Source organism: Arthrobacter sp. M71 S08 (genome assembly GCF_059089725.1).
In genome coordinates, this window is the sequence record NZ_JBNHEY010000001.1 from 1 (window position 1) to 25,943 (window position 25,943).

Genomic DNA, 25,943 nt, shown 5'->3' on the forward strand with positions numbered 1-25,943 from the left:
CCGGTCCCATTCCGAACCCGGAAGCTAAGACCCACAGCGCCGATGGTACTGCACCCGAGAGAGTGTGGGAGAGTAGGACACCGCCGGACAACACTTAAGGCAAGGGCCTCACCAGAATGGTGAGGCCCTTCCTGTTTAACCACACCCCACCAACCACACTAAAGTCGCACTATGGACAGTCTCTTTTCCCATGGCGACGCCGGCCCGGCGGCCGCTGCTTCCGCTACCCCTCCTGAGACACTCACCGCTGAGGTGACTGTTCCCCAGACTGCTGACGATTCCTTCGCCGGTTTCACTGATGGCATCCACCTGTGGTGGCCTGCGGACCAGACCCGCTTCGGCGAGGGGACTCACCCGGAGTTCACTGACGGCGAGCTGTTCGAGGAGGATGCCTCGGGTAACTCCTTCCTGTGGGCAACCCTCCTTGGGGCGCCGTCGGTGAGAGATCTACAGCTTGCGTGGCACCACCAGGGCAATCCCAACCTCTCAAGCCATGTCACGGTGTCGTTCACTCCCGACGGCGCAGGCACACGCGTCCGCGTCGTCCATGACGGTTGGGCAAGCGGGAAACCGGGGCATGAACAGTTCGCGGCTGCTCCTGGGTGGTCGGCTGTGGTGGCGTCCTACAGACGTTTCATGGGAGGGTCGGCATGACAGCAGATGCCGATCGTCCTACCGCGTCCACTTTGGTTGCAGGACTTATCGCCAAGGTGGAGGGCTCCCGGGTTCTGACCCACGGTGACGCCCTCAAGAGTTACTCCCGCGATCAAGGCCCCGTAGCGGAGCCAGCCGAGCCGGCCGTCGTCGTGCTGGCCGAGAGCATCGAGGAGGTGCAGCACGTCGTACGGTGTGCTCACCGATGGAATGTTCCGGTTGTCGCGAGGGGGACAGGCACAAGCCTTTCAGGAGGTGCGCATGCCGTACCGGGGTGCATCGTGCTCAGCCTCGAACGAATGAACCGGATCCTTGAGGTGCGGCCGCAGGACGAACTCGCCGTCGTCGAGCCCGGAGTGATCAATGCTGACCTCAACATCGCTGTCGCACCGCACGGACTGATGTACGCACCTGACCCAGCGAGCCATACGATCTCAACGCTGGGCGGCAACGTTGCCACCAACGCAGGTGGGCTCCGCTGCGCGAAGTACGGGGTGACCCGCGATTCCGTACTGGCCCTCGACGTCGTGCTGGCCGACGGCACGCTCATTCACACCGGGCATACCACTTTCAAAGGGGTAGCCGGATATGACCTGACTGCGCTTTTCGTGGGGTCCGAGGGAACCCTTGGCATCGTCGTCGGAATCACGGTGCGCCTGAAGTACCTCCCCGTCGAGACGCGCACCCTCGCTGCCTTCTTCCCCGACCTTCCGGCAGCAGCCGCCGGCGTCCTCGCCATCGGCGCGGCACGTGTCCAGCCGGCCATCCTTGAACTCCTGGACGGCAACACACTGGGAATCCTCGATACAGCGTTCAAGTCGAACCTCGCTGCCAGAGGTGGTACTCTCCTGCTCGTCCAGACCGATGGATTCGGTGCGGAGGCGGAAGCTGTCGTCGTGCGTAAGGTGCTTGCCGAGGCGGGTGCGACGGTGGAAGCGGAGGACGATACGGAAGCCGCGATGCTCCTCGATCTGCGGCGCAATGCGAGGGGGGACGGCGTCGACGACGACTTCCGGGTCGGCGAGGACGTAGCTGTTCCGCGCTCCCAGCTTGTCCACTACGCCGCCGAACTCGAGCGGATCGCGCGCGACAACCGTGTCCGTCTTCGCATCGTTGCCCACGCCGGAGACGGAAACCTGCACCCTACATTCTGGGTCTCCCGGGATGAGGGAGCGGCAGGTGTGGAGAGGCTGCATGCAGCCCTGGACGAATCCGTGCGGGTCGCTATTGGGCTCGGTGGAACAATCACCGGGGAACACGGGGTCGGGCAATACAAACTGCGGTGGCTCCCGTGGGAGCAGAGCCAGGAGGTGTTGGATCTGCAGCGGCGGATCAGAGAGGTTTTCGACCCCCGCAGGATCCTCAACCCAGGCAAGGCGATTCCCTGACACGCGGCCACTGCGGCACTGCGGCACTGCGGCACTGCGTCGCCGGTGGCGGTTGTGTCCTGCGGATAGACTGAAACTAGCCAGCGCCGCGGCAGGGGCCAGTGGCGTCACACCTGAGAAATGGGGAAATACCGTGTCAGACAACACCACCGGGCAGCCGGGCCAGAACGGCGGCCAGGACGACTCCTCCCGCTACCCGGCCGGGCAGCAGTGGCAGCAGCCGACGTCGTCGAACCAGCCCCATGGGCAGCAGCCTCCCGGTTACGGCCAGCCCTACGGACAGCCCTACGGACAGCCCTACGGCCAGCAGCCTCCCGCTGATTACGGGCAGGCGCAGGGTTCGCCCTACGCGACGCCGGGCGGATACGGCGGAGGCTACGGCCAGCCGGTAGAGAACCCCGGAAGAACCCTCGGCATCGTTGGACTTATCTGCGCCATCATCTGGCCCATCTCAATTGTCGGCCTGATCATTTCGATCATCGCAATGGTGAAGTCCCGGAAGGCCGGCATGGGCAACGGCTTCGCCCTCGCCGGTATCATCATCGGTACGATCGGGGTCATCACAGGCATCATCGCCATCATCGGCCTGATTGCGCTCATTCCGTTCTCGCAGGAGGTCATCGAGTTCTGCCAATCCGCGGGCCCCGGCGTTCACGAGTTCCAGGGCCAACAGATTGACTGCACTCAGCTGAACCCGTAATGAGCACGGACTAGGACCCCAAAAGAAAAACGTCCGCGGATCGGGGCAGACGCCCTGAACCGCGGACGTTTTTCTTTCGTCAGTTGTGCTACCAAATTGGCTTAGCTGCCCTCTTGCGCGCCGCCGCTGATGATGTTCAGCGTCTTGGTGTCGGCGGTCAGCATGATCGCGGCTTCGTCGCGGCGGTGCCGCAGGACGGAGTCGAGATAGGACTGCACGGCTTCGGCGAGCGGAACGTTGCGGTCCTGCTTCTCGGACATGTACCAGCGGTGCTCCAACACCTCATGGACCACCTCTGCAGGCTCAAGCTTCCCGCCCAGCTCCCGGGGAACCGCACGGACGATCGGCTCGAAAACGTGGGAGAACCACTGGTGCGCGCTGATCTCCTCATCCAGGTCGGGGGAGTTGTCTGCCCGGTACGCGTCCATGTCGTTGAGCAGGCGCCGTGCCTGGTTCTCCTGGGCGTCAATGCCGGTGAGGCGGATGAGACGACGGCTGTGATGTCCGGCGTCGACCACCTTCGGCTGTAGCTGGATCTGGGAAGTCTCGGAGACGGTTTTGATCGCGTACTCCTCGACGTCGAATCCCAGCTCATTCAGACGACGGATCCTCGCGTTGACGCGCCAGCGTTCACCCAGCTCGAAGGACTCCTGCTCCGTGAGTTCGGTCCACAGGCGGCGGTAGCTGTCCATGATGAGCTCACTGGTAGCGAGCGGATCCACCTTCTCCTCGATGAGCCCGCCCTCGGCGAGGTCCATCAGCTCGCCGGCGATGTTGACGCGTGCAATCTCAAGGTCGTATTCACGCTGACCCGTGGACAGACCGGGGTAGAGCTCGCCGGTCTCGGCGTCCACAAGGTAGGCGGCAAAGGCTCCGGCGTCGCGCCTGAAGAGTGTGTTGGACAGCGAGACGTCGCCCCAGTAGAAACCTTGAAGGTGAAGACGGACGAGGAGCAGCGCCTGGGCGTCGATCAGGCGCGTCAGGGTGTCCTTCCGCAGCATCTGCGAGAACAGCGCGCGATACGGCATAGAGAACTTCAAGTGACGCGTTACCAGGACTGGATTCAGTTCCTCGCCATCCAGCGTCTTGCGGCCGGAGATGACGGCCACCGGCTCCACGCACGGTACATCCAGACGCTGCAGCTTGCGGAGCATGTGGTACTCGTGCCGGGCGATGTGCTCGCTGGTCTCCTTCACCGCGATCACGGATCCGCCCAGATGTGCGAACCGGACGATGTGCCGGGAAATGCCTCGAGGAAGCGCGGCGAGGTACTCGGAAGGCCATTCCTCTAGCGCGAGGTGCCACGGCAGGTCGAGCAGCTCCGGGTCGGTCGCCGCTGCCAGGATGTTGAGCGAGCCCAGTGAGCCTTCGTCGAGTGCGCTGCGGGTCCGGGGCAACTTGCCGGGCTGATCGTAGTCCGTTGGCTCGTGATGCCAGTTGGCTTGGTTCGAGTCAGTCATGGTGATTTCATCTGTCCTAAAAACGACGGTGGCCCCCGTCGGTTGAGTTTACCGTCAACCGACAGGGGCCATCGCGGGATGTTTACCGAACCGCCATGAGGGCGGGATATTACACGTGGTCAGCCAGGCGGAGCCCGTCCTTGGTGTCGAACAGGTGCGTGTGACCCTTTACCGGCCGCACGTACACGGTGTCGCCCTTCATCGGAGGACGGCGTCCGTCGACGCGCGCCACGATGTCGTGATCCTGACCGTTGAGTGAGGTGTGCCCGTAAAGGTATGCGTCAGCGCCGAGTTCCTCGACAACGTCAACCTCAACCCGCAGGCCTTCGCCGGCACCGACGAGGCCCAGGTCTTCGGGACGGACACCCAGAGTCACGGTGCTGCCGTGTGCGTTGCCCAGGACATCGCGGGGAACCGGGTAGGTGGTGTCACCGAACTGTACGCCGGCCTCCGTGGTGGGCAGCTCGAGCAGGTTCATGGCGGGGGAGCCGATGAAGCCGGCAACGAACACATTCTTAGGGCGCTCGTAAAGGTTGCGCGGAGTGTCAACCTGCTGAAGGATGCCGTCCTTGAGGACTGCAACACGGTCACCCATGGTCATGGCCTCAACCTGATCGTGGGTCACGTACACGGTGGTGACACCGAGGCGACGGGTGAGCGAAGCGATCTGCGTACGGGTCTGAACACGGAGCTTGGCGTCGAGGTTCGACAGCGGCTCATCCATGAGGAAGACCTGCGGGTTACGAACGATTGCGCGGCCCATTGCAACACGCTGGCGCTGACCGCCGGAGAGAGCCTTTGGCTTGCGGTCGAGGTAGTCCTCGAGGTCGAGAAGTTTTGCGGCTTCGCGGACCCGCTGGGCACGCTCTTCCTTTGAGATGCCTGCGATCTTCAGTGCGAAGCCCATGTTGTCGGCAACGGACATGTGAGGGTACAGCGCGTAGTTCTGGAAAACCATCGCGATGTCGCGGTCTTTCGGGGGAACGTCGGTGACGTCGCGGTCACCGATGAGGATGCGGCCGGAGTTGACGTCTTCCAGACCGGCCAGCATGCGTAGTGAGGTGGACTTTCCGCAACCGGAGGGTCCGACGAGAACGAGGAATTCGCCGTCTGCGATCTCGATGTTGAGCTTGTCTACAGCGGGCTTCTCAGTGCCCGGGTACAGGCGCGTAGCCTGGTCAAACGTTACCGTTGCCATTTTTCTTATCCTTTTCACGGGCAGGTACGTGCCCGACGATCCGTAGTGAATGGAAAATATTCAATTGGAGCGATTCAGCTCGGAGGCCGAGTTCGACCTAACGTGAACTGAGTCACAAGAAGAGAGTATGGCACGAAGTCAGGCAGAGACGCCAGCGCCGCGTAACGTGACCAACTCCTCCAGCACCGCAACAAGCTGTTCCGGAGAGATAATCCGGTACTGCGCAGCTGTCTCCCCGTCACCGACTTTGATACCGACATCCGGTGCGGTGAGGGTCTTGAAAGCATGCTCATCGGTGACGTCATCACCCGCAAAAACCACCGCGGTGGCGCCCGTCAACTCGCGCAGTGACTGCAAGCCTTTGCCCTTGTCAGCCTGCACCACGGACAGTTCAAGGACATTCTTGCCGTCGCTCAGATGGACGCCCTCCAACGAGGACAGTTCGGTGCGCGCAACCGAAGCCGCTGACTCGGCCGTCTCGGCATCAGCGGTCCTGGTGTGCAGAACGACGCCGGCCGGTTTCAGCTCCAGCAGCGTGCCGGGATGGGCATCGACAACCTTCCGGACGGCCTCGGTGGCATTGCGGAGAATCTCGGCTTGTGAAGGAGTCAACTCGAGCGGCGCACCATCGGGCCCGGTCCAGGTCTCGGCGCCGTGGCTGCCGATGAGCAGGGTTTCCGGTTCCGGGGAGGCAACCAGGCGCAGGCTGTCAAGCGCGCGTCCGGAGATGAGCGCCGTCGTCGTACCTGGAAGTTGCGCCAGTTCACGCAGAGCTGCCGCCGATCCGGGCAGTGCGCGGGCGTCCTCGGCACGGTCAACCAGCGGCGACATGGTGCCGTCGAAGTCCAGGGCGACCAGGAGGGTGTCCGTGGCGGCCGCCGTCGCCAGTGCGGAAAGCAGTTCGGGACTGAGCGTTTCAGACAAGGAGTTCCTCCCGGGTGCCGTTCTGCAGTTCGGAGAGGAACGCTTTCGACCAGCGTTCGACGTCGTTCTGCAGCACTTGGCGCCGCATGGTCCGCATACGGCGGCTTGCCTCGGACGGGGTCATCTCAAGCGCGGCGAGGATGGCGCTCTTGAGTCCGTCGATGTCGTGTGGATTGACCAGAATGGCCTGACGCAGCGTGTCTGCCGCTCCGGCGAACTCACTGAGCACCAGCGCACCGCGGTTGCTCGTCCGCGCCGCGACGTACTCTTTCGCAACCAGGTTCATGCCGTCGCGGAGCGCGGTTACAAGCATGACGTCGGACGCAAGGTATAGCGCGACCATTTCCTCCACGGGGTAGCTGTGGTGAAGGTAGCGGATGGCGGTGTTGGCGATCGTGTCGTACGTGCCGTTGATGCGTCCGACGGCGCCTTCGACCTCTTCGCGCAACAGCCGATACTGCTCTACCCGTTCCCGGCTGGGGCTTGCCACCTGGATGAGCGCGGCGTCTTCGACCTGCACCAGGCCGTCAGCGAGGAGCTCCTCGTACGCCTTCAGTCGGTGACCGATGCCCTTGGTGTAGTCGAGGCGGTCAACGCCGAGCAGGATGTGCTTGGGATTTCCGAGTTCACGGCGGATTTCCTGGGAGCGCTCGATGATGTCCGGGCGGTTCGCCAGATCGACGATGCGCTGAACGTCGATGGAGATCGGGAAAGCCTCGGCCCGGGATACATAGTCCGGTGAACCGTCTGCGCCCTTCACCTGCACCTGCTGCTGGCGGACCGCGAGCCCGAGGAAGCGGCGCACGCAGCGCAGGAAGTTGCTGGCGTCGCTGGGGCGCTGGAAGCCGATCAGGTCGGCGCCGAGCAGTCCCTCAATGACCTGACGGCGCCACGGGAGTTGCGCGTAAATCTCGAGCGGAGGGAAAGGAATGTGGTTGAAGAAACCGATTTTCAGGTCCGGTCGGGCTTCGCGGAGGAGCTTGGGAACGAGCTGGAGTTGGTAGTCCTGCACCCACACGGTGGCGCCTTCGGCTGCTACGGCCGCGGTCGCTGCCGCGAAGCGCTCGTTGACCCTGCGGTATGAATCCCACCAGTGGCGGTGGAACTCGGGCGGGGCTATGACGTCGTGGTACAGCGGCCAGAGCGTGGCGTTCGAGAAGCCTTCATAGTAGAACTCGACTTCATCTGCGCTCAGGGGTACGGGAACGAGCCGGATGTCGGTGTGGTCGAAGGCTTCGAGGGTCTCGTCAGCAGCACCATGCCACCCCACCCACGCGCCGTCGGCCTTCTCCATTACGGGAGCCAGCGCAGTGACCAGCCCGCCGGGTGACCGCCGCCAGGTGCCGTTGCCGTCGTCGTCGGTCACGCGATCAACCGGAAGCCGGTTGGACACGACAATGAACTTGAACTCACCGTACGTTGTGTCACCTGATTGCATACTGTCTCCCTGACGATGGTAGGCCTACTTATGACTTTAGCTGGTTGGGTGGCGCGGTTGTGCGGCGGGAAAGCGTCCAGCTTCGTCGCCTAAAGTGGTTCAAAGACGGAACCGAAGTGACAACGAGGACTGATGACGCCCAGTAACCCCAGACCCAGCAAGGCCCAGCGGAAGTCGGAGGCGCGGCAGGAGATGGAAGAGCGGCAGCAGCGGGAGAAGCGGGCGTCCTTCCTCATCAAGTGGGGAGTTGTGGCGGCGGTCGTTGCCATTCTCGTGATCATCGGTCTCATCGTTGCCGGGAACCTGCGCAACCAGGTTCCCGACGCAGGTCCGGCCCCTGAACATGGAAACGAGTACGGCGGGATAACCCTGACATCCACGACCGAGCTTGCGCCCACCACCGTGGACACCGTTGATGTCGCCGCACTGCCGGAGGAAGCGCCCAGCCCAGCAGGCCCGCCGCCCGGTGTCGCTGCTACTGGTGCTGACGAACCGGTGCAGGTTGTGGCCTACGTCGACGTGAACTGCGTGCACTGTGCCAACTTCGAGCGGACTCACGCCGAGCAGATACAAACCTGGCTGGATGAAGGCGCCATCACTTTCGAATACCGGAACGTCGCGTACCTCGACCCCAATTCGCAGACGGACTATTCCTCCCGGGGTGCTGCCGCCCTCGCTTGCGTTGCGGATAGCTCGCCGCTGGCCTATTGGGACTTCTCGGCGGCCCTGTTCGCCAATTTCGAGAACGGGGAACTGTCGGACGCGGAACTGGCGGAGATGGCAACAACTGCCGGGGCCGGGGACATCACGACCTGCCTCGATGAGAATACCTTCCGGCCGTGGGTGAAGTTCGGAACGCAGGCAGCAGAAAAGTACGGGATCAACGGCACTCCCACCGTGTTCGTCGACGGCGAGGAGGTACCGGACGCGGTAAGCGACTTCGCAACGGTCACCCAGGAGAAGGTCGAAGCCAGGAACTGACGATTTTCACGCCGGCTGATTTCCCGCCGACCGCGGCGCTGGGCTAATCTTGTGTAGCGCCGTTGAAAGTTGTTTTACGACGGCGCCTGCTGGCCTAGCCAGTCCGCCTCCTTAGCTCAGTTGGCCAGAGCACCTGTCTTGTAAACAGGGGGTCGCCGGTTCGAATCCGGCAGGGGGCTCCACTTACCCCCTTCTGACTAGGTGAAACACCTATCAGGAGGGGTTAGTCGTGTCTCTATACTTGTCCGATCGTCTCCTCTGGACGTTTATCGGACGTTTATTCTTCTCGCACTCAAGCCGGTCGCTCGCGCGGATGACACCCGTCGCCTGAGACCGCGCATAGAGACCTATATGAACGCATTCGAAGAGAACATGTCAGCCCCGGTGAAGGTCCTCACCTGGAAGCAAGTCGCCGAGTATCCCGGCATCCCCAAAACCTTAGCCAACTGGTACTCCTCGGGTATCGGCCCACGGGTGGTGAAGCTTCAGGGGTTCGTCCGGTACGACGAAGCCGAATTCATTACTTGGTATAAGGCCAAGCGAGGAAAGGGATCGACAGCGCGCAGGTTCGAGTTGGCCTTGAGGGCGGCACTACAGCCAAGCTCGAAGGGGTTAGCCGAACCAAAGCGATCACCCTGAGGATTGTGCAGGGGGCTGCGAGGGATGGGTGTGCCGGACCAGGAGAGGGTGCGCTGGTACGACCAGATCGTTGGACTCCTTCAACCTGGTCGAGGAGTTTCCGGAGAACGGCCGCGCAGAGGTCTCCTTCCCTGATCAGCCAATCCCGGTCGTCCTGGAGACTGTTCGGGGCCGGACCTTCTTCAGCGTCGGGAACGCGCGCGTCATGGTTGAGCCGGTCTCGTTCATGGCGAGCCTGGGGGATGAGGCAGAACGGTTCTTCCACTGGCTGGAACAGAACCTGAGAGAGAGTGTCCCTTCACACCAAATTGCGGCGATGCGTGACCATCTGTGACGCCAGTATTTTCCACCGGCCGTGGGGGTGAGGAGCGTAAACTGAAATCAACCTATGAGTGAAGACGGGCCGACATGAATGCTTCTGGTGACGATGATCGTCCGACTGGAGGGGAATCTTCCAGAGGTGTCGGCTGGGTGGCTGCCGCGGCGGCAGCCGCGACAACGTTGGTGTTCATCCCGATACTTGTCCGCAGACCCTCTACGACACAGGAAGTTCCGCCCGTCTGGCTCGTCGCATTGATTTTGGCTGCACCCTTGTCCGCTTACCTGGTCATCCGCCTCATGGGCATCGCCTTGAGTATCCCGTTGTCTCTGTTGGCTGGGTTACCCCAGGTGCCTCTAATGGTTCTGCTGTCGGCGGCGGCAATCTGGCTTGACGTGCAGCGCGGCGACCTCATGACCGGATCCGGCGAGGAAGCGATGTCCTATGGAGTAGGGACAACTGTCGCATTCGCCGTTGGGATTCTCCTGCTGTTCGCGGTGGCCGCCGGCACCAGATTGGGTACTCGGCCCAGTGGAGCAAGGAGAAGTTTCCGCCGGCCCCTGGCTGGGTGATCGCCTCGTGGCTGCTGCACCAGGGCCTACTTGTGGCGGCAGACTAACCGCTGTCTGTGGTCCTGAGGGGCGCGCCACCATGTCCATCCTGCTTGTATGGGACCTGATGACGAGCTGTCAGTAACCCTGCCCGTAGCATACTGGGTGTTGATTGACGGCACGCTGGACAACCTCGCAGCCGTCTCTGCGGTTACTGACCCGGCTCTCGCAGAGCGCATACCACCCATCCGCCGGGCGGGGTGGAATCAGGTGCCGGGCTCTCCTATAACCGGCGGTGAGGCGGATGTCTTCACTCTTGGAACCGGTGTCTGTGACCAACACAAACGGCCCACCTCCCGCGAGGGGAGATGGGCCGGATGCTTGCAGCGGGAGTTGCTAGTTAGCGTCCGCGGACGCCATCGACGTCATCAGTGTCGATCTGCTCCTTGCGGACTTCCTCGGTGACGGTCTGCTGCTCGGTGACGGTCTCCTTGTCCAGGCGGACCCGCTCGACCGGGACAGCTTCCTTCTCCACAACCGGGCGCTCCTCGTGGAGGACGACCTCGTGCTCTTCCTCGCTGATGGCGGGGCCGGCGAGGGCTTCATCCCGGTTGGCGTCGGTGATCGGTTCACGCTCGATGCGGACCTCTTCGCGCTGGACCGGGACCGTCTTGGTGACGTTCTCGGTGACGATGAACTTGCGCAGTCGGGCACGTCCGGCTTCGCGGCGTTCGGTTCCTACGCGGAGCTGCTCTTCCGAGCGGGTCATTGCATCGTCCGTGGTCGGGCCGGAGGTGTCATGGCCGACGGTGGCGCGGTCGGACTGGTAGTTACCGGTGGTTCCGGTGGTGTAATCGGTGGTGTCGGCGTCGTAGCCGCCGGTCGAGAGGCCGTAGTAGCGGTAGAGCTCGGACTCTTCCTGCTCGCTCAGGTGACCGTCAGGGGCGACGTTGGGTGCGTCCTTGATCTTGGCCTTGGAGTATCCGACGCGGACGTCGTTGCCCTCAAGCGATGCACCCTCAAGGGGTGCAAAGGACTCGTTCGAACCGAAGAGCCCAGTGTTGACGGTGACCCAGCTGGGGTTGCCGGTGTGATCATCGACGTAGATCTGGCCGACCGAGCCGACCTTGTCGCCGTCGTTATCGATGACTTTGCCGCCGGATTCGAGGATCTGGGAAATGTTGTCCTGGGAAATCATGGTGTTCTCCTTCTACTAAGGTGAGTCGGCCCCCACCGATGATGTGACCTAACCGTAACCATAAAACACCCTAAATAGGAAGCATGCTTACTAGTAGGCGGGCTACTGGTAGGCGGGCTACTGGGAAGGGCTCTCGTGCGGAAGATGTGCTTCAGACGAGGGTTAGGCAACGCCTGGTTGCGGCATTAATTGGGGGAGGAATTGCAAGAGTTGGATCCGCAAACCCTCCGCGTGGGCGAGCAGGGTCCTCTCGATATCTTTGCCTCGTTGCAGAACCTGCTGCCCATGGGCGGTGATGCTGATCTTCCGGTACCTCAGATCGCTGCGCCCGCGATAGGTAACCAGGTGCCCCTGGCGTTCGAGCCGGTCAAGAACGCCGCCGAGAGTAGGTGTGCGTACATGAAGTGCGTGTGCCAATGAAGCCTGTTGGGATGCCGGATCGGCTGCTATGACCGAAAGGGCGATGTAGCCGGCGTAGGTTATGCCCAGATCACTCAGGCGCTGGTTCCATGCCCGGGCCAGCGTCCGCGACGCGTGCGCAAGGAGCTCGTGCGACATCTCAGGTTGGGACACCGTCATCACCTTCACCTCCGGAACCGGGGTCGCCCTCAATAAAATAAGCATACTTACTTTATGGCTCCCGTGCAGTCGCCTCTGTTTGGTCTTCCTGGCAGTAAGTACGAGATGAGGATTCTTCGGGGATGATCCTCGGTAACCGTGATGTTTCTAGCTTTCTCTAGCGTGAGACACCCTGCCTTTGGGATGGAGACCCCAGAATGGCCAATGGCGCGCATATTCCTCGATCATGTTGAGCAGAATGTAACGCAGTGTCGGGAGCTCAGGCTGGGATGCTACCGTGCCCTGCCGCTCCAAGCCGCCGTCGGCCAACGCTTCCGAGAACAACGCGCGGGAGCGGGTAACGGCGTCGTGCCATTGTTCATATAGTTGCTCCGGAGTGTCCCCAGCGGCTGATACCCAGTCTCAGTTACCGTCCTCGCTCCAGTCCACGGAATTCCACGGCGGGAGCTGCGGGCGGCCGTGGAGCCATTCCGTGGACATGTCATCCTCGAAGCGGGCCTGCTCAGGAAGCCCAGCAGTGTGGCCGCCTCGTCGCCGGAAATCGGCGGCTCCGGATTGTCTTGGCCCTTCTGGTCGCTCATCGTCTCTCGCTGTCTAGGCTGTCTAGGCTGTCTCGGTGGAAGAGGACACCGGCAAAACCCAGCTGGGGCTGGCTAGTTTACGGCGCCCTTGGGCTTTCAGAGACCGGCCCGATTTCGCCGACTTGTCGGCTCGCTGAAGCAAACTTATTACCGACTGGAGCGACAAGTCAGACGCGCCTCTAGGGCGCTCCTGCTTTGCGAGTCGCAATCCCTCGGTCAAAGCGGCCAAGAGGTTCGATCTGCACGGTCATTGCTCCACTCCAGTTAGACCCAAGTCATCAAATCAGCGTAACCCGGGGACAACTGCCCCTGCCCGTAAGCCGATTGGCTAAGCGAGGCCGGGGATGGTCGGCGACTTGCAGCTTCCGTCTCGTTAGAGCGGCCGGCCGTAGGGATGTTCCACCCCTGGCCCGGTACCTTCTTCTGGGCAAACCAGGTCGGCGCCATTTCGCGTGGACCAATACGTCGCGCGACGGTAGCCGGAAGCTCGTCGGCCAATCCCACCCGGTCATCGGGATCGAGGACCGCAAGTTAGGCGCAACTTCCTCATCTTTCAACCCTTGGCCGAACTCTGATTCCCTACGCAAATGCTGATAAAGGTTCGTTCTCCCTCTTCGTTTCCGTTCGTGACGGGCGATTTTGGGTGGCGGGTGAATGCGCCACCATGATGGTGGAAGCCTTTCCTGTGGGTGCTCGGCCTGTGGCCGTGGAGAGGGCGTGCCTGCGTCACCGGTGGATTTAGAGCCCTAAACCCCACCATCCAGAGCAGTTGAGAGACCTGCCTCCGTGACGCTGCAGCTTCCCCCGGACCTCCTATCCGGAAGGGTGCTAATGGCAGGACCGATGGAAGGAACAGCACCATGACAACTGATCGCATTCACACCAGCCACGCCGGTTCCATGCCGCGCACACCGGAACTGATCGCAGCCAACGCCGCCAGAACGTTCGCCGACGATGGCTTCACCTTGCAGCGAACCCCGGAATTCGAGGGCCTGCTCACCTCCGCCGTGGTTGATCTCGTCCAATGGCAGAAGGATCTCGGGATCACCATCCCGGGCGATGGCGAGTACGGCAAGGCCATGTCCAACGCCGTTGATTACGGCGCCTGGTGGACCTATAGCTTCCAGCGCACTGCGGGCCTTGAGCTTACGGACTACAACCCGATCCTCGCGGATGCGGTGCGCAGCGAACCCGGTGAGATCAAACTGACGTCGTTCGCTGACCGGCGTGACTGGACTCGCTTCGCAGCGGCGTATCAGGACCCGGAGAGCGGGATCCAGCTTGGCAAGAACGCGACGGCGTTCCCCTCCGCGACCGGTCCAATCTCCTACATCGGCCAGGACGCACTGGCTTCCGACATAGCGAACCTCAAGGCGGGTCTTGACGCGTCAAACATCACAACGGGGTTTATCACCGCACTTTCACCGGGGTCAGCGAGCAGGATCGGCAACGACTACTACGCCAGTGAGGAGGAGTTCATTTACGCATGGGCCGACGTATTGCGCGAGGAATACCGGGCCATTGTCGACGCCGGTCTCATCGTCCAGATCGATGACCCCTCCCTCGCTGAAAACTGGGATCAGATCAATCCTGAACCGAGCGTCGAGGACTACCAGCGCTTTACCCGAACCCGGGTCGAGGCCCTCAACTATGCGCTCCAGGGGCTGCCGGAGGACCAGGTCCGAGTGCACGTGTGCTGGGGATCCTGGCATGGCCCGCACACCACGGACCTCGAGTTCCGGCACATATTGGACCTTGTGTTGAGCATTAACGCCGGGTCGTACTCCTTCGAAGCAGCGAACGCACGCCACGAACACGAGTGGGCCCTGTGGCAGGACACCACACTGCCGGACGGCAAACTCATAGTGCCCGGCGTCGTCTCCCATGCGACAAACGTCGTTGAACACCCTGAGCTGGTCGCGCAGCGCATCGAACGTTTCGCGAGCTTGGTGGGACGGGAGAACGTCATCGCCTCAACGGACTGCGGCCTCGGAGGGCGACTCCACCCGCAGATCGCCACCGCCAAGCTTGAGGCTCTGGGGCGTGGGGCGGAGATCGCCTCGAGCAGGCTGTTCGACCGTTCAGCGACGCTGATCTAGCGCTGCACAAAAGCACCTTAGGGAACGCCCAGCGGGACGACACATCGATGATGCGTCGTCCCGTTGCCTGCCGTGCCGCGGAATGCTGCGGCGGCATATAACGGTTCGCTCACGTGATCATTCCGTGCTGTCGGGTGGGCTTCTCAGGCGGTAGCGTCCGCTGTGGGGATGCAGCACTGCAGCGTTCTTGCCAGGCGGTTCCTCGCCATCACCTATCCACCTCTTCACGAAAGTATGAGCCCTTGTCGAAGCTGCCAGTCGTCATCACTCTTACCGTGGTCGCCACCCTCCTCGCAGGCTGCTCCAGTGCCCCTGCCGATGAGACGGAGGCCGGCCCCGCGGCGACCTCCGAGGCCGCCTCGCCTTCTGCTTCGCCCTCTGCCACCCCAGTGGAAGAGGAAACCGTGAGTCCGGAGCCGGGGGAAGCTGAGGAGACGACCGAGCCGAGCACCGAACCGTCGTCAGAACCGGGCGTTGAGCCGACGACGGAAGCACCGGAGGAGCAACTTCCTACCGTCGCGCCGCTTCCCGCCGGACCGGATGATCCGTTCGTGCCGCCGCCGCACGGTGAACCGAACCCTCTCGCGCCCATAACTCCTGGCTTACCAGGCGTGCCGCACAGCGACCCGTCCTACTTCGAGAATCCGACGGTATACCCGGTCCCGGCAGGCACCTTTGCGCCGACACAAATCGTCCAGCAGGGCGCGACGCTCACCGTCGCAGGCGACGGCTACGCTCCGGGGCAGGAAATCTACGTCATGCTCGCCTGGCCAAACACCGACTACAACTACATCGCCCAACCGGCGGTGAACGCGGGTCCGGACGGCTCGTTCTCCTTCCCGATCAGCATCGGCACCAACGTGCCGCCCCGCGATTATGTGGTCATGACCGTACCTATGGTGCCTGACCCCGATGTGAGGGAGACGCTCAAGCGCTACTCCAACGTCACCATCATCGCCCGGTAGGTTCCGCGAAGAAGAGGAACGGAGGCGGGAGGCTCCTGTCAGTCCTCGACGAGAATCGCTTCGAGGAGGTCGACAACCTGCGCACGCTGCTCTGCGCACCCCGAAACCGGCCAGCCAGTATTGGCGAAGATGCTGGCGACCTCGTCACTTGCATCCCATTCCGGTCGATCGTGTTCATCGGGCCGAAGCACTGTGAACATCACGGGACGGCCTTGAGCCATGCGGCGTTCGGCAATCGCTGCGATCCGTTCCGCGGTCTTCCGGGGAGTGCTGAGGAACTGGCCGGCAGCCGCGCCCACCTTCACCTCCCAGAGTTTCCCCTGTGCTGGAGGAGCGGCCGGATAGCGTTCGATGGTCTGTGCGGTCATAACCACTATGTGTGCGGACGATCACACAAAGTTACGTCACAGGCCGGAGAATTTCGGTCCTTGTTGCTCAGTCTGTAGCGGAGCGAGCTTCGGTGATCCGCAGTGCAGCGTTCTGTGCTCGCTGTTGCTCCGCGGTGACGACGACGCCCGGCAGATGTCCCGCGGCCGCGATCATGGCGCGCAGTTCGGCAACGGTATACGGGGTGGGGCGTCTGCGGTGAGCCATGGAGTGGCAGTTTGGGCACAGCGGGACCAGATCTGTGATCGGGTCGATCTCATAGTCGGGACCAAGCAAGGAGACCGGCACTGTATGGTGCACGTGAATGAAGCCGGTTCCCTCGGCGCCATATATGGCCTCAAAGTCGAAGCCGCAACCATGACAGTTGGTCCCATGATGGGCGATCGCGACGGCTCTCGCTTCGGGACTGCGTTCGTACCGGTTGACGGGAAGGCGAATCAACGCGGCCTCCGGATATGAGCCAGGTAGCGGGTCGAGGATGTCCTCGCCCGTAGACGCGCTGGCCAGCAGGTGTTCGGTCCAGACAGCCCTCACTGCCGCCTCCGTAGTGGACGGAAGATACATACCGGAGGTGAACACCGTCTCCCAGTCGACTTCGGGAATGCGAGCCACGAGTTCATCCGTGCGCAGCTGTTCCCCTTCGGGCAGGAGGAGGTCGAACTGCACACCGACATACGCGAGTGTGCTGTCCCGATCCGGATCGAAGGACGGCCCCTCGGATGGTTTACTAACGGTGAGCCCGTGCCCGATCAAGCCTCGTTGGTTTGGCCTACCACCATGCACGAACAACCAGGCTTCAGTGCCGAGCGGCAGGGTCTTCCCGGCGCCGATCGGCCAGGGCTCCACATACCAACCGGAACGACGCACTTCGCCGACTACCGTTGGATAAAGCCCATCCCAGTTCCATTTACCCGGGTCCCAGCCCAGAACCACTGCCGCCATGACGTCAGTGTGTCACTCAGACGGAAGACTTGCGACGGCTCTGCCTTCCTGACGGTTACCGTCGCAGGCAGAACGCTTCGATGAGATGACCCTCGTCAGCCGACCAGGCGCTTTGCGCGCTCGACGGCCTTTCTAAGCTCGTCCTGCTTTGCCTTGCGGGACAAAGACTGCGGGCCTACACCGGGAGCCTTTATTACGGTGACTCTGGGGACCCGGTCTTGCAGGTGCTTGTCCCAGGTCTGCTGCACGGCATCACTGCAGAGCAGGACAACCTCCAGTCGCGGCAGGAGGCGGAGCACCGAGCCCAACGCCTTTGCGCCCGCCGTCCGGTTGTCAGCATTGGGGTTGGATACGAGGAAGGGAACCATGTTCCACATCAGGACGCCTTCGTGCAGGCCGGCGGCATCACGCTCGATCCAGCATCGCTCAGCGGCGCTGTCGGGATTGTCTACGGATACGAAACCGGTTCCGCTTTCGGAGAGCACTTCTTCTTGCGGACGGTCCAGCACGAAGAGAACGCGTGCCTGGTCTCCGGCATCAGCCGGGTCGAAGTGGGGAATGGGTGTTGACCTGATGGCTGCGTAGCTGGCTCGCCATTGCTCCAGGCTCTGAACGTGTGGCGCAGTAGCCAACATGGATCTGCGGTTCTCGAGGACCGCATCGTCGGCCAGGGCTTGCGGGTGGTCGAGGTACATACCTCCACTGTATCCGGTGCGTTCGCTTCGTCTTACGGCTTTCTCCGACCAATCAGCCCGAATGACGGTTATCGCACCGATAAGGCCCAAAGGGAGGATTGAGATGTGCCCCGATTCACATGGTGGCGATCCCGAATTGTTCAGGGTGTTCTAACCTTGCAGGTCGAAGTCCAGATCGAGGCACTCCGGCGTGGATAGCTCCCTCCACACCGACGTGATGGTGGCTGTCGGCAGCTTGGCCGCGATCGGCATGCGGTCCGCCTCCACAAGCTGCGCCAGGCTCAGCCCGGTGAGGGCGGCGATGTCTCGGACCGGCACCTGGAAGGTGCGGAAAGGGCCCAGCGGGGGAGTCTCGTCCAGTGCACCGGGTAGCTCGACGTCCGGCAGACCCCGTAGTTGAGGGGTCTGATCCACGACGTAACCCGTCGTGGCAAGCGCGCCTTCGAAGAGGAAAGCAGCGACCTTGAAATACCTGAGCGGTATCTCGGTTCCCCGGTACACCGGATCCTGGTCACTGAAGATGGGCCCAGTGAACACAGCAAGGCGCCTGGCATTGTCGGCGGCGTTCTTCAACAGATAGGTTTCAAGCCCAAGCCACAACTCAAGACCCTGATTGAACCTGGCAGCCTGCGGTGCGGCATTCGTGTAGAAGAAGGTGTCGGTATTCGCTTGTTCTGCTTCTGCGCGGGTCTTGCCCCAAACAGCCGACGCACGGCGCACCAGGTGTCCCCGGTCAATGTCATTCCGAGCGTAGAGTCTCTCGCCGGTCTGCATGTCATCGCTCAATCGAGGATCCATGCGCCAGTCGATGCCCGAACGATCGAGGTTCATCAGCATGGCGCCATCGATACCTAGCGCGGCGACAGCTGCCAGACGCTTGTCAGGTCGCATCAGCACCGAGAAGTGCGTGTAGGGGAGCAGGACCGTATCAAAGCCCGCCACTGACGGCAGCGGCATCTGAACACCGAGGAACTCCTCATCGAAACCGAGACGACCGGCGAGGTCCTCGGCCATCAGCGGCTGCGGTTCAGGCATGAGAGCGTCCATCGCCGGAACATATCAGTAACAGGTGGCCGGGCGGTGAACGCAGGCCGTCGGTGGGAAATCAGGCCGCCCGGACCCAGTTGACGCTGTGCCCCCAGTCGCCATGATCAACATCGATCAGCTCGCCGTTCTGGTCGCAGCACATATCCACCGGTTCTCCGTAGCCTTCGCAGCTGTGGTCAGTGCACCGTTCTGACAGCATGCCGGAGTACTCATTGGCGAACTCGAGCTCCCACTGGTCGACCTGGCAGAGTGCCCATGCATCACCCTCATCAGCAAGGCTGCGGAGTTCCTCAATGGTGTACCGGCGCCCCCTCTCGGGGTGGCGGACGGTACTTATGGAGATGCTTGTGTTGATGCTTGAAGAAGTGGCTGAAGCGTTCATGCGACCAAGGTACTTCGCGCCTCTGACATTCTTGCGGGAAGAGCTCGGTGAGTCTGGATCAACCAGGGTCTGCCGGCTGCAGGGCCGATTGAACGGCCACCATGTTGTCCCCGTACTTGGCGTCATAAGCGTCCTGGAGAGTGCCGTCGTCATACACCACCGTGACGAACACGTAGCCGTTCTCAACCCACGATGTGAGTATCCCGGCGCCCTCCGTCTCGTGGAGCTCTTGCTGAAGCGCTTCCAGTTCGGCGTCGTCGCCCGCTCCGCGGTTCGCCGGTTCCGTGCGTGGATCGATATTCGCCGGAGGGTCGTACAGGGCCAACGGGATCGGCGGTCGCGTGAGGGTGAACGCGTCTCCATCCCAGGTGCCGTGCACCGCGTAGGTACCCCAGGTCACATCGCCTGACCTCTCCCAATGCTCGACGGCGTCCCAGTCCCATCCGATGATCTCCGGACCGGAACACTGTGGGGGGTAGGACTCCATCACCGGTCCAAGGCAGAGCATCACGGGCCCATCTTCATCCGAGATCACCATGCCCTGCCCGATCAGTTCTTCGGAAGCAGGCGGAAGCGGCTCTTCGCTCACGCTGTCACCAGGCTCTGCCACGGCGCCGCAACCCGAGAGCAACAGCACCGCCGCCATCATGCTGATAGCGAGACGCCTCACCACACTGTTTCCAGATCCGCATGGACTGCAGCGAGCAGCCGTTCCCTGTCATCCAGAAGATCGACCGGCCGCTCGCCGTGGAGCGACCCGTTCGGTACGCAGAACCACTGCAGAATATGGCGGTCTTTCCAGCCACCGTCCAGGCCGATCTGCGCCACTTCGGCGACGATGGGCCGGATCGCGCGCGCTTCCATGTCGAATTGGAACCCCGGGTACAGGACGCGTCCGGCCTTGGTGGCCACGCCCAGAATCTTCCGCTCGGCGGCGAGGCATCCTGCCGGCGGGAAGTGGGGGCCAAGGAGTTCATCAACGTCCGCTCCGCTCAACAGGCCGAACTCCACCTCAATCGCGACCCATCGGGCACACGCCGCCCTAATGGACCGCGAAACCGCGTCCTGATAAGCAGTCGCATCACGTACGACCCGGGGGGAGCCGCCTCTCATAGGGAAAAGGTACTGCGACCGTCCGTTCAATAGAACACTTGATGGACAATCGACACCTAAACGCGACCTCCGGCGTTTACGACGACGGCGTGCACGCCTCATTCAGGGCGTTCACCGAATCGGCCGGCACCTGATCTCCCGCCTCCGCGGTGTCGCGGAGCGGGTCTGCGATTTCCGCAGGAAGCCCGGCGGTTCCGGCAGCGTCGACCAGTCCTGCGAGCAGTTCCTGGTCTTCAGCGCTGATGTTTCCATCCCTCACCATGGAGCACACCTGTGATCGGACTTCTTCCGCAGCGGCGCCGGCTACCTGGGACGCCGTGTGACCGGCTATGCCGCCCGCAGTTTCCTCGATCTGGTTGCACCCCACGAGCAGGGCACTGAAAGCACGAGCAGGCATAGCGCGGCGAGTTTTTTCACAGTTTCAGTCTACCGGCGCGCGTCGGCGCGAGGGCGGGACTAGCGGTCCAGGTCCTCGGGTTCGAACTGGCTCAGCGGCGACCCTCCGAAATTGGCAACGTCATCGCTCGCGTCCACTTCCTCATCGCTCATGGGGTCGCCAAAGTCGACGTCCGCCGCGGCCTCACCGATGGTGGGTTCTTCGGGCGGCACCTGCTCGTCGCCGTCGCGGAAGCGCACCTCCTCCGTCTCGTCGCGCAAACTCTGGTCGCTCTCCTCAAGTCCGGCGCTGACTCCGGGTTCATCCTGGAGCAGCGGGTCCTGCTGCCAGTTCTCCGGATCATTCTCCGCAGCAGTCGGGTAATCGTCCGGCTGGCCGTCCCGCACGGGGTCGAGGGCCTCGGGTGCGATCGACTCGTTCACGGCGTCCGGCTCTTCGCCGACCACGTTCAGTTCCTCATCGGGGAGATTCTCAGTCATGACCGATCCTTTCGACGATTGCTTTCTGGAGCGTCGCTCCGTGACAGTAAGCCTACTGATCATTTCAGTTGGAGGCTAGCTGTAGTGGTGCTTCCGGCTACTCGGAAGCACCACCACTGTCTATCCGCCTGTGTGATCCCGCCAGCTGTGCTTGGGCTCGAATCCAAGCAGACGCCGCGCCTTGTCTATCGACAAGAGGGTCTCGTGCTCGCCGACCTCCTTGACGACCTCGACGTCGGGGAAAACCTCTGCTGCCAGAGATGTGCTCGATCGGTTCATCACCGTATCGGACGCCGCGATGATGAACCGGTCAAACCCATCCTGAGCGTTCTCAAGGGCGCCCAACACGGCCTGAGCGCCGTCCCGTCCGTCGATGTATCCCCACAGGTTCCACTTTCGGAGCAGCGGATCCGAGTCGAACGAGGGGAACGCCGCGTAGTCCTCCGGGTCCATTACGTTGGAGAACCGCAGGGCCGTAATGCTCAGCGTTGGGTCCCAGCGGGTGAGCTGGATGGCCATCTGCTCCTCGAGGTGCTTGACCAGCGAGTAGGTGCTCTCCGGTCGGGCGTCATACTCCTCGTCGACCGGGATGTACGGAGGATCCTCGTCGAAGGGAAGCCCCAAAACGGTCTCGCTGGAGGCGTACACAATCCGTCGAATCCCGGCCCTCCTGCAGGCCTGGAACACGTTGTACGTCGCCAGCATGTTGTTGTGGAAGGTGGCGGCATCGGCTTGCAGACCGGGAGCAGGGATCGCGGCGAGATGGACGACCGCGTCAAAACCGGAGTGCCGACCGTCCACTCCGATGAACGCGTCGACAACGTCGCCGTAATTGGTCAGGTCAATCGAGAGGAATCCCGGCCCGCGCTCGCCGTGCAGGTCGAAGCCGAGGACTTCGTGTCCGGCCTCCCTTAGCCCCGAGACCACGCTGCGTCCAAGCTTGCCGCTGGATCCGGTGACGGCGAGCTTCATGCCTGGCGGGTTTCAGGGGAGGTGGTCTTGGCAGGATCCGTTTCGGCAAGGTCGCCGATCGCCTCATCGATCTGTTTCATGAGTGCCGGCTCAAGTCTGACTCCGGCGGCTGCAACGTTCGATTCAACCTGCTCCGGGCGGGATGCACCGATAATTGCGGAAGCGACGTTGGTGTTCTGCAGCACCCATGCGATGGCAAGCTGCGCCATGCTGAGGCCCGCCTCGTCAGCAAGGGGCTGCAGCTTCTGCACGCCGGTCAGGACCTCGTCGGACATCCAGCGCTTGATCATGTCCGCGCCGCCCTTGTCATCGGCCGCCCTCGAACCGTCCTCGGGTGCCCGGCCGGGCTGATACTTTCCGGTCAGCACACCCTGGGCGACAGGTGACCACACGATCTGGGAGATGCCCAGTTCCTCAGAGGTCGGCACCACCTTCTCCTCGATGACCCGCCAGAGCATGGAGTACTGGGGCTGATTGGAAATGAGCTGGAAGCCAAGCTCCCTGGCAAGCGCATGCCCATCCCGCAACTGCTCCGCCGTCCACTCACTTACTCCGATGTACAGCGCCTTGCCCTGCCTGACAACGTCGGCGAAGGCCTGCATCGTTTCTTCGAGGGGGGTCTCAAAGTCATACCGGTGGGCCTGGTACAAGTCCACATAATCGGTCTGCAGCCGCTGAAGGGAGCCGTCGATTGATTCCATGATGTGCTTGCGGGAGAGCCCGGTGTCATTGTGGCCCTTGGGGCCGGTTGGCCCGTAGACCTTGGTGAAAATCTCCAGTGACTGCCTGCGCTCACCCTTGAGGGCCACACCAAGTACGGTCTCAGCCGCGGTGTTGGCGTACACGTCTGCCGTGTCGAACGTGCTGATGCCCGCGTCGAGAGCTGCGCGCACGCACTGGGTGGCGACGTCGTTCTCCACCTGGGAACCGTGCGTCAGCCAGTTTCCATAGGTGATCTCCGAGATCTTGAGTCCGCTGTTTCCGAGGTATCTGAATTCCATGGTTTCGATGCTATCCATCCTCTTCCCCAGCGGTATAGGGCGCAGTCAGCTCCCTGGGGACAAACGGCTACACTGAATCGACGCCTGCCGACCAGTTTGTGATTGAGGACCATGGGTACGTTTACTGCGCGATTTGCCACTGAGGAAGAACGCAAGAACTGGGATTCCCTGGTCATAACCAACCCCAACGGCGGCAACCTGCTGCAGTCTGCCGCGTTTGCCGAGGTGAAGTCCCACCATGGCTGGAAGCCGCTGTTCCTGGTGTTTGAATCCGCCGAATACAGCACCTACAACCTCGTCCTCGAGAAGAAGGTCCCGCTGCTCGGGAGCCTCTGGTATCTGATCAAGGGCCCCGATGTCGCTGCCCCCGAGGACGTTCCGGCGGTGCTGGATGCCTGCAAACAATTCGTTCAGGACTCCAAGCTGACGGTCTTCGCGGTGAAGATCGAGCCCGACATTGTGGACAACGAGAACGTCCGTACCCTCTTCCGCCGCGCAGGCCTGGTCAAATCCTTCAACCTTCAGCCAAACGACCACACGGCCATTCTCGACACCACTCCCGAACCCAATCAGCTGCTTCGCAACCTGCACTCACGCGGCCGCAACGCCGTCCGGCGTGCCGAGCGGGAAGGCGTCACTGTCCAGCAGATGGAACCCACGGACGAGAACTTCCGCACGATGTACCGCCTCATGGCACATATCGAGGACCGGTCAGCGGCACGCCTCCGCTCGTTCGAGTACTACAAGCGCTTCTGGTCGAACTTCATATCCGCGGGGCAGGGGCGCCTGTACTTCGTACATGAAGACGGTGAGCCCTCGGTTGGCGCATTCGTCATCAACTACGGCCGTAAGGGCACGTACAAGGACGGCGGCTCCAAACCAGGGCGCTCCCAGTACGGAGATTCGCACCTCCTGCAGTGGAAGGCGATCAATGACCTCAAAACCGAGCACAATATTGTTGAATACGATTTCTGTGGAACGCCGCCAAGCGATCAGCTGAAGGATAAAAGCCACCAGCACCACGGGCTTGGCCTCTTCAAGACGAGTTTCACGAAAACAGTCACGGATTTCGTGGGGTGTTATGACCTGGTACTAAGTCCGATGAAGTACCGTGCATGGCAGAAGCTGGGCGAGCGGGTTATGCGCCAGGTCTACTGGCGGCGCACACATCAACCGTTCTACTAAATCGCAATGAAATCCGGGCGCGACGAGCAAGCTCGCGTCATGAAAGGTGCATAAGAAGTGGCAGACAAGACCGGTGCCAGCAAGCGCCGGAGCCCGGATACCAACCCCTCTCCGGTGGCCGAACAGCTGCCTGTTGTGAGGCCTCCGGTAACCCCGGGAAAGGCCAAGTCGAAGATTGCCAGGAAAGCCGGTGCTCCCGGACAGCCGCCGGCAAATCCGACACACGCTCTGCCGATCACCCCGGAATCCGCCCGTCCTGACCGTTCGCAGCTCGCGGCCCGCAAGATGTTGCGGCGCCTGGTGCAGGGAGAGGCGCCGCCTACCCAGGCGATGAACCTTGTAGAGCGGCTCGCAGGCAGCCCCTACGCGAATCCGACCATCCAGGCCGGCGGGCCCGACGTCGGCGCTCGCCGCACGCTCGATTTCGCCCTCAGTCTCGCAGAGACGATGTTCCGGTACGGCGCGGGAGCGCTCGAGGTGGAGACGAGCATCATTGCCGTGACCGCCGCGTTCGGACTCGACCACATCGAGGTGGACGTCACCAACCAGTCGGTGGTGCTGAACTACTCAGCCAAGGACCAGACGCCCACCACCGTTCTACGGGTGGTTCGATCCTGGACCAACAACTATGCCGGGCTGACCCGGGTCCATCAGCTAGTGACCGATATCGTCAACGGCGGCGTCGACCGTTCCGAAGCGATCCGGCGGCTCGACGAGATCACCCACCGACCCAAGCCGTTCCCGCGCTGGATGGTAACGGCAGCGTTCGGCGTCTTCGCGGGGGCTATCGTCGCGTTCATCGGCGGCGGACCGCTGGGATCCCTTATTTCGTTCGCAAGCTGCATCAGTGTCGACCTGCTCTCACGGCAGTTGGGTCGCTGGAGGGTGCCGGAGTTCTTTGCGACGGCGACATCGGCGGCGCTGGTCACGCTGATCGCGATGCTCCTGTGGTGGCTGAACGTCCCGATTTCGCCCGCCCTTGTGGTGGTCGGAGGCATCCTTCTCCTCCTTCCGACGGGTCGGCTGGTATCTGCTACCCAGGACGCGATTAACGGCTTCCCGGTCACCGCAGCAGGCCGGTTCCTTTCTGCATTCCTCGTTTTCGCGGGCCTCGTGTCCGGCATCTCCGTCGCGCTCGTGCTCGGAAGCCTCATCGGTATCCCCGAGCTGAATGTGACGACGTCGGAGGGCTCCCTGTATCCGTGGCCCGTGGTTGCGGTGCTCGTCTTCATCGCGGTCGCGATGATCTGCGTCGCCGAGCAGACGGATATGTCACTCATCGTCCCCACCTCACTCATCGCGACCGCAGGGTTCCTGCTCTACTCGCTGGTGGTGAGCCTCGGCGTCGGTTACAGACTGGCGCCGGCCATAGCGGCTGTGCTGATCGGCATGCTTGCGAGGGTGGTGGCCCTTCGGATGGGCGCTCCGCAGCTTGTTGTCGCGGTGCCGGCCGTCATGTTCCTCTACCCGGGACTCACGATCTTCCGGTCGATGTATGACCTCACGATCGAGACTGACCTTTCCGGAGCCGGTGCTATCGGGTTGTTCAACGCGCTGACGATTATCCTCGCCATCGCCGGAGGCGTGGTCCTCGGTGATAACCTTGCCCGGCCCTTAACCAAGAACCTGAGCAGCAACGAACGACGTCGTAACCGCCGCCGCTGACCGG

General features: G+C 62.4%; 28 protein-coding genes, 1 tRNA gene, 1 rRNA gene and 1 pseudogene. 13 read left to right on the forward strand and 18 right to left on the reverse strand.

Annotated elements, in window-relative coordinates; translation table 11 throughout:
* The 4 genes from rrf to AC5RTB_RS00020 form a co-directional block, all read left to right on the forward strand.
* Nucleotides 1-89 (forward strand): 5S ribosomal RNA (gene rrf / locus AC5RTB_RS00005); the annotation flags it as partial.
* An 82-nt stretch (nt 90-171) separates the two neighbouring features.
* Entirely contained in the window at nt 172-654 is a 483-nt protein-coding gene (locus tag AC5RTB_RS00010) for an SRPBCC domain-containing protein (protein WP_494059017.1), read from the forward strand.
* Nucleotides 651-2,042, forward strand: coding sequence for an FAD-binding oxidoreductase (locus AC5RTB_RS00015; protein WP_494059018.1), 1,392 nt, complete (start codon nt 651-653; stop codon nt 2,040-2,042). Before AC5RTB_RS00010 ends, AC5RTB_RS00015 begins: the two co-directional genes overlap by 4 nt.
* A 133-nt stretch (nt 2,043-2,175) precedes the next feature.
* The gene (locus AC5RTB_RS00020) at nt 2,176-2,742 is read left to right on the forward strand and encodes a hypothetical protein (RefSeq protein ID WP_494059019.1); all 567 of its coding nucleotides are present in this window, start codon (nt 2,176-2,178) and stop codon (nt 2,740-2,742) included.
* A gap of 101 nt (nt 2,743-2,843) precedes the next feature.
* Here AC5RTB_RS00020 and AC5RTB_RS00025 read toward each other — a convergent pair whose 3' ends face one another.
* The 4 genes from AC5RTB_RS00025 to AC5RTB_RS00040 all read right to left on the reverse strand — a co-directional run bounded on the left by AC5RTB_RS00025 (nt 2,844) and on the right by AC5RTB_RS00040 (nt 7,762).
* Nucleotides 2,844-4,202 carry a DUF4032 domain-containing protein gene (locus AC5RTB_RS00025; protein WP_494059020.1) on the reverse strand — a complete coding sequence of 453 codons (1,359 nt, stop codon included), beginning with the start codon at nt 4,200-4,202 and terminating at the stop codon, nt 2,844-2,846.
* A gap of 109 nt (nt 4,203-4,311) precedes the next feature.
* Nucleotides 4,312-5,400 carry an ABC transporter ATP-binding protein gene (locus tag AC5RTB_RS00030; RefSeq protein ID WP_494059021.1) on the reverse strand — a complete coding sequence of 363 codons (1,089 nt, stop codon included), beginning with the start codon at nt 5,398-5,400 and terminating at the stop codon, nt 4,312-4,314.
* Between the two features lie 138 nt (nt 5,401-5,538).
* Complete coding sequence (gene otsB / locus AC5RTB_RS00035) at nt 5,539-6,324, reverse strand: trehalose-phosphatase (protein ID WP_494059022.1); 786 nt, start codon at nt 6,322-6,324, stop codon at nt 5,539-5,541.
* Complete coding sequence (locus tag AC5RTB_RS00040; RefSeq protein WP_494059023.1) at nt 6,317-7,762, reverse strand: alpha,alpha-trehalose-phosphate synthase (UDP-forming); 1,446 nt, start codon at nt 7,760-7,762, stop codon at nt 6,317-6,319. Before AC5RTB_RS00040 ends, otsB begins: the two co-directional genes overlap by 8 nt.
* 132 nt (nt 7,763-7,894) lie before the next feature.
* Here AC5RTB_RS00040 and AC5RTB_RS00045 point away from each other — a divergent pair, with 132 nt between their 5' ends.
* From AC5RTB_RS00045 to AC5RTB_RS00065, 5 genes are all read left to right on the forward strand, one after another.
* Nucleotides 7,895-8,743, forward strand: a complete 849-nt coding sequence (locus AC5RTB_RS00045) for a DsbA family protein (protein ID WP_494059024.1) — start codon at nt 7,895-7,897, stop codon at nt 8,741-8,743.
* Nucleotides 8,744-8,848: 105 nt separating this feature from the next.
* A tRNA-Thr gene (locus AC5RTB_RS00050) sits at nt 8,849-8,925 on the forward strand.
* 169 nt (nt 8,926-9,094) lie between these two features.
* Nucleotides 9,095-9,382, forward strand: a complete 288-nt coding sequence (locus AC5RTB_RS00055) for a hypothetical protein (protein ID WP_494059025.1) — start codon at nt 9,095-9,097, stop codon at nt 9,380-9,382.
* A 70-nt stretch (nt 9,383-9,452) separates the two neighbouring features.
* Complete coding sequence (locus AC5RTB_RS00060) at nt 9,453-9,716, forward strand: hypothetical protein (RefSeq protein WP_494059026.1); 264 nt, start codon at nt 9,453-9,455, stop codon at nt 9,714-9,716.
* Nucleotides 9,717-10,060: 344 nt separating this feature from the next.
* A complete protein-coding gene (locus AC5RTB_RS00065) occupies nt 10,061-10,273 on the forward strand; it encodes a hypothetical protein (protein ID WP_494059027.1) in 213 nt (70 codons plus the stop codon).
* A 379-nt stretch (nt 10,274-10,652) separates the two neighbouring features.
* Here AC5RTB_RS00065 and AC5RTB_RS00070 read toward each other — a convergent pair whose 3' ends face one another.
* From AC5RTB_RS00070 to AC5RTB_RS00080, 3 genes and pseudogenes are all read right to left on the reverse strand, one after another.
* Nucleotides 10,653-11,450 carry a DUF2382 domain-containing protein gene (locus tag AC5RTB_RS00070; protein ID WP_494059028.1) on the reverse strand — a complete coding sequence of 266 codons (798 nt, stop codon included), beginning with the start codon at nt 11,448-11,450 and terminating at the stop codon, nt 10,653-10,655.
* Between the two features lie 162 nt (nt 11,451-11,612).
* Nucleotides 11,613-12,023, reverse strand: a complete 411-nt coding sequence (locus tag AC5RTB_RS00075) for a MarR family winged helix-turn-helix transcriptional regulator (RefSeq protein WP_494059029.1) — start codon at nt 12,021-12,023, stop codon at nt 11,613-11,615.
* 153 nt (nt 12,024-12,176) lie between these two features.
* Nucleotides 12,177-12,371 (reverse strand): annotated as a pseudogene (locus AC5RTB_RS00080) (hypothetical protein); the annotation flags it as partial.
* A 1,099-nt stretch (nt 12,372-13,470) separates the two neighbouring features.
* Between AC5RTB_RS00080 and AC5RTB_RS00085 the strand changes: the two are divergent.
* Together AC5RTB_RS00085 and AC5RTB_RS00090 are read left to right on the forward strand one after the other, a co-directional pair.
* Nucleotides 13,471-14,709 carry a cobalamin-independent methionine synthase II family protein gene (locus AC5RTB_RS00085; protein WP_494059030.1) on the forward strand — a complete coding sequence of 413 codons (1,239 nt, stop codon included), beginning with the start codon at nt 13,471-13,473 and terminating at the stop codon, nt 14,707-14,709.
* A gap of 242 nt (nt 14,710-14,951) precedes the next feature.
* Entirely contained in the window at nt 14,952-15,674 is a 723-nt protein-coding gene (locus AC5RTB_RS00090) for a hypothetical protein (protein WP_494059031.1), read from the forward strand.
* Nucleotides 15,675-15,712: 38 nt separating this feature from the next.
* Here AC5RTB_RS00090 and AC5RTB_RS00095 read toward each other — a convergent pair whose 3' ends face one another.
* The 11 genes from AC5RTB_RS00095 to AC5RTB_RS00145 all read right to left on the reverse strand — a co-directional run bounded on the left by AC5RTB_RS00095 (nt 15,713) and on the right by AC5RTB_RS00145 (nt 23,089).
* Nucleotides 15,713-16,042 carry a hypothetical protein gene (locus AC5RTB_RS00095; RefSeq protein WP_494059032.1) on the reverse strand — a complete coding sequence of 110 codons (330 nt, stop codon included), beginning with the start codon at nt 16,040-16,042 and terminating at the stop codon, nt 15,713-15,715.
* Between the two features lie 67 nt (nt 16,043-16,109).
* Nucleotides 16,110-17,003, reverse strand: a complete 894-nt coding sequence (locus AC5RTB_RS00100; protein WP_494059033.1) for an HNH endonuclease — start codon at nt 17,001-17,003, stop codon at nt 16,110-16,112.
* A 95-nt stretch (nt 17,004-17,098) separates the two neighbouring features.
* Complete coding sequence (locus AC5RTB_RS00105) at nt 17,099-17,698, reverse strand: uracil-DNA glycosylase family protein (RefSeq protein WP_494059034.1); 600 nt, start codon at nt 17,696-17,698, stop codon at nt 17,099-17,101.
* 150 nt (nt 17,699-17,848) lie between these two features.
* Nucleotides 17,849-18,733: a DNA/RNA non-specific endonuclease gene (locus AC5RTB_RS00110; protein WP_494059035.1), complete on the reverse strand. Its 885-nt coding sequence runs from the start codon at nt 18,731-18,733 to the stop codon at nt 17,849-17,851.
* A 70-nt stretch (nt 18,734-18,803) separates the two neighbouring features.
* Nucleotides 18,804-19,127 (reverse strand): hypothetical protein, encoded by a 324-nt coding sequence (locus AC5RTB_RS00115; RefSeq protein WP_494059036.1) that lies wholly within the window; start codon nt 19,125-19,127, stop codon nt 18,804-18,806.
* Between the two features lie 58 nt (nt 19,128-19,185).
* Nucleotides 19,186-19,797: a hypothetical protein gene (locus AC5RTB_RS00120; protein WP_494059037.1), complete on the reverse strand. Its 612-nt coding sequence runs from the start codon at nt 19,795-19,797 to the stop codon at nt 19,186-19,188.
* Nucleotides 19,794-20,240: a hypothetical protein gene (locus AC5RTB_RS00125; protein WP_494059038.1), complete on the reverse strand. Its 447-nt coding sequence runs from the start codon at nt 20,238-20,240 to the stop codon at nt 19,794-19,796. The genes AC5RTB_RS00120 and AC5RTB_RS00125 overlap by 4 nt, the downstream gene beginning before the upstream one ends.
* A gap of 76 nt (nt 20,241-20,316) precedes the next feature.
* Nucleotides 20,317-20,637 (reverse strand): hypothetical protein, encoded by a 321-nt coding sequence (locus AC5RTB_RS00130; protein WP_494059039.1) that lies wholly within the window; start codon nt 20,635-20,637, stop codon nt 20,317-20,319.
* A 59-nt stretch (nt 20,638-20,696) separates the two neighbouring features.
* Nucleotides 20,697-21,116 carry a hypothetical protein gene (locus AC5RTB_RS00135; RefSeq protein WP_494059040.1) on the reverse strand — a complete coding sequence of 140 codons (420 nt, stop codon included), beginning with the start codon at nt 21,114-21,116 and terminating at the stop codon, nt 20,697-20,699.
* 120 nt (nt 21,117-21,236) lie between these two features.
* Nucleotides 21,237-22,088, reverse strand: coding sequence for an NAD-dependent epimerase/dehydratase family protein (locus tag AC5RTB_RS00140; RefSeq protein WP_494059041.1), 852 nt, complete (start codon nt 22,086-22,088; stop codon nt 21,237-21,239).
* Complete coding sequence (locus AC5RTB_RS00145) at nt 22,085-23,089, reverse strand: aldo/keto reductase family protein (protein ID WP_494059042.1); 1,005 nt, start codon at nt 23,087-23,089, stop codon at nt 22,085-22,087. Before AC5RTB_RS00145 ends, AC5RTB_RS00140 begins: the two co-directional genes overlap by 4 nt.
* A gap of 111 nt (nt 23,090-23,200) precedes the next feature.
* Between AC5RTB_RS00145 and AC5RTB_RS00150 the strand changes: the two genes are divergently transcribed.
* Together AC5RTB_RS00150 and AC5RTB_RS00155 are read left to right on the forward strand one after the other, a co-directional pair.
* Entirely contained in the window at nt 23,201-24,274 is a 1,074-nt protein-coding gene (locus AC5RTB_RS00150; protein WP_494059043.1) for a lipid II:glycine glycyltransferase FemX, read from the forward strand.
* Nucleotides 24,275-24,331: 57 nt separating this feature from the next.
* Complete coding sequence (locus AC5RTB_RS00155; RefSeq protein WP_494059044.1) at nt 24,332-25,939, forward strand: threonine/serine exporter family protein; 1,608 nt, start codon at nt 24,332-24,334, stop codon at nt 25,937-25,939.
* The last annotated feature ends 4 nt before the right edge of the window (nt 25,940-25,943 follow it).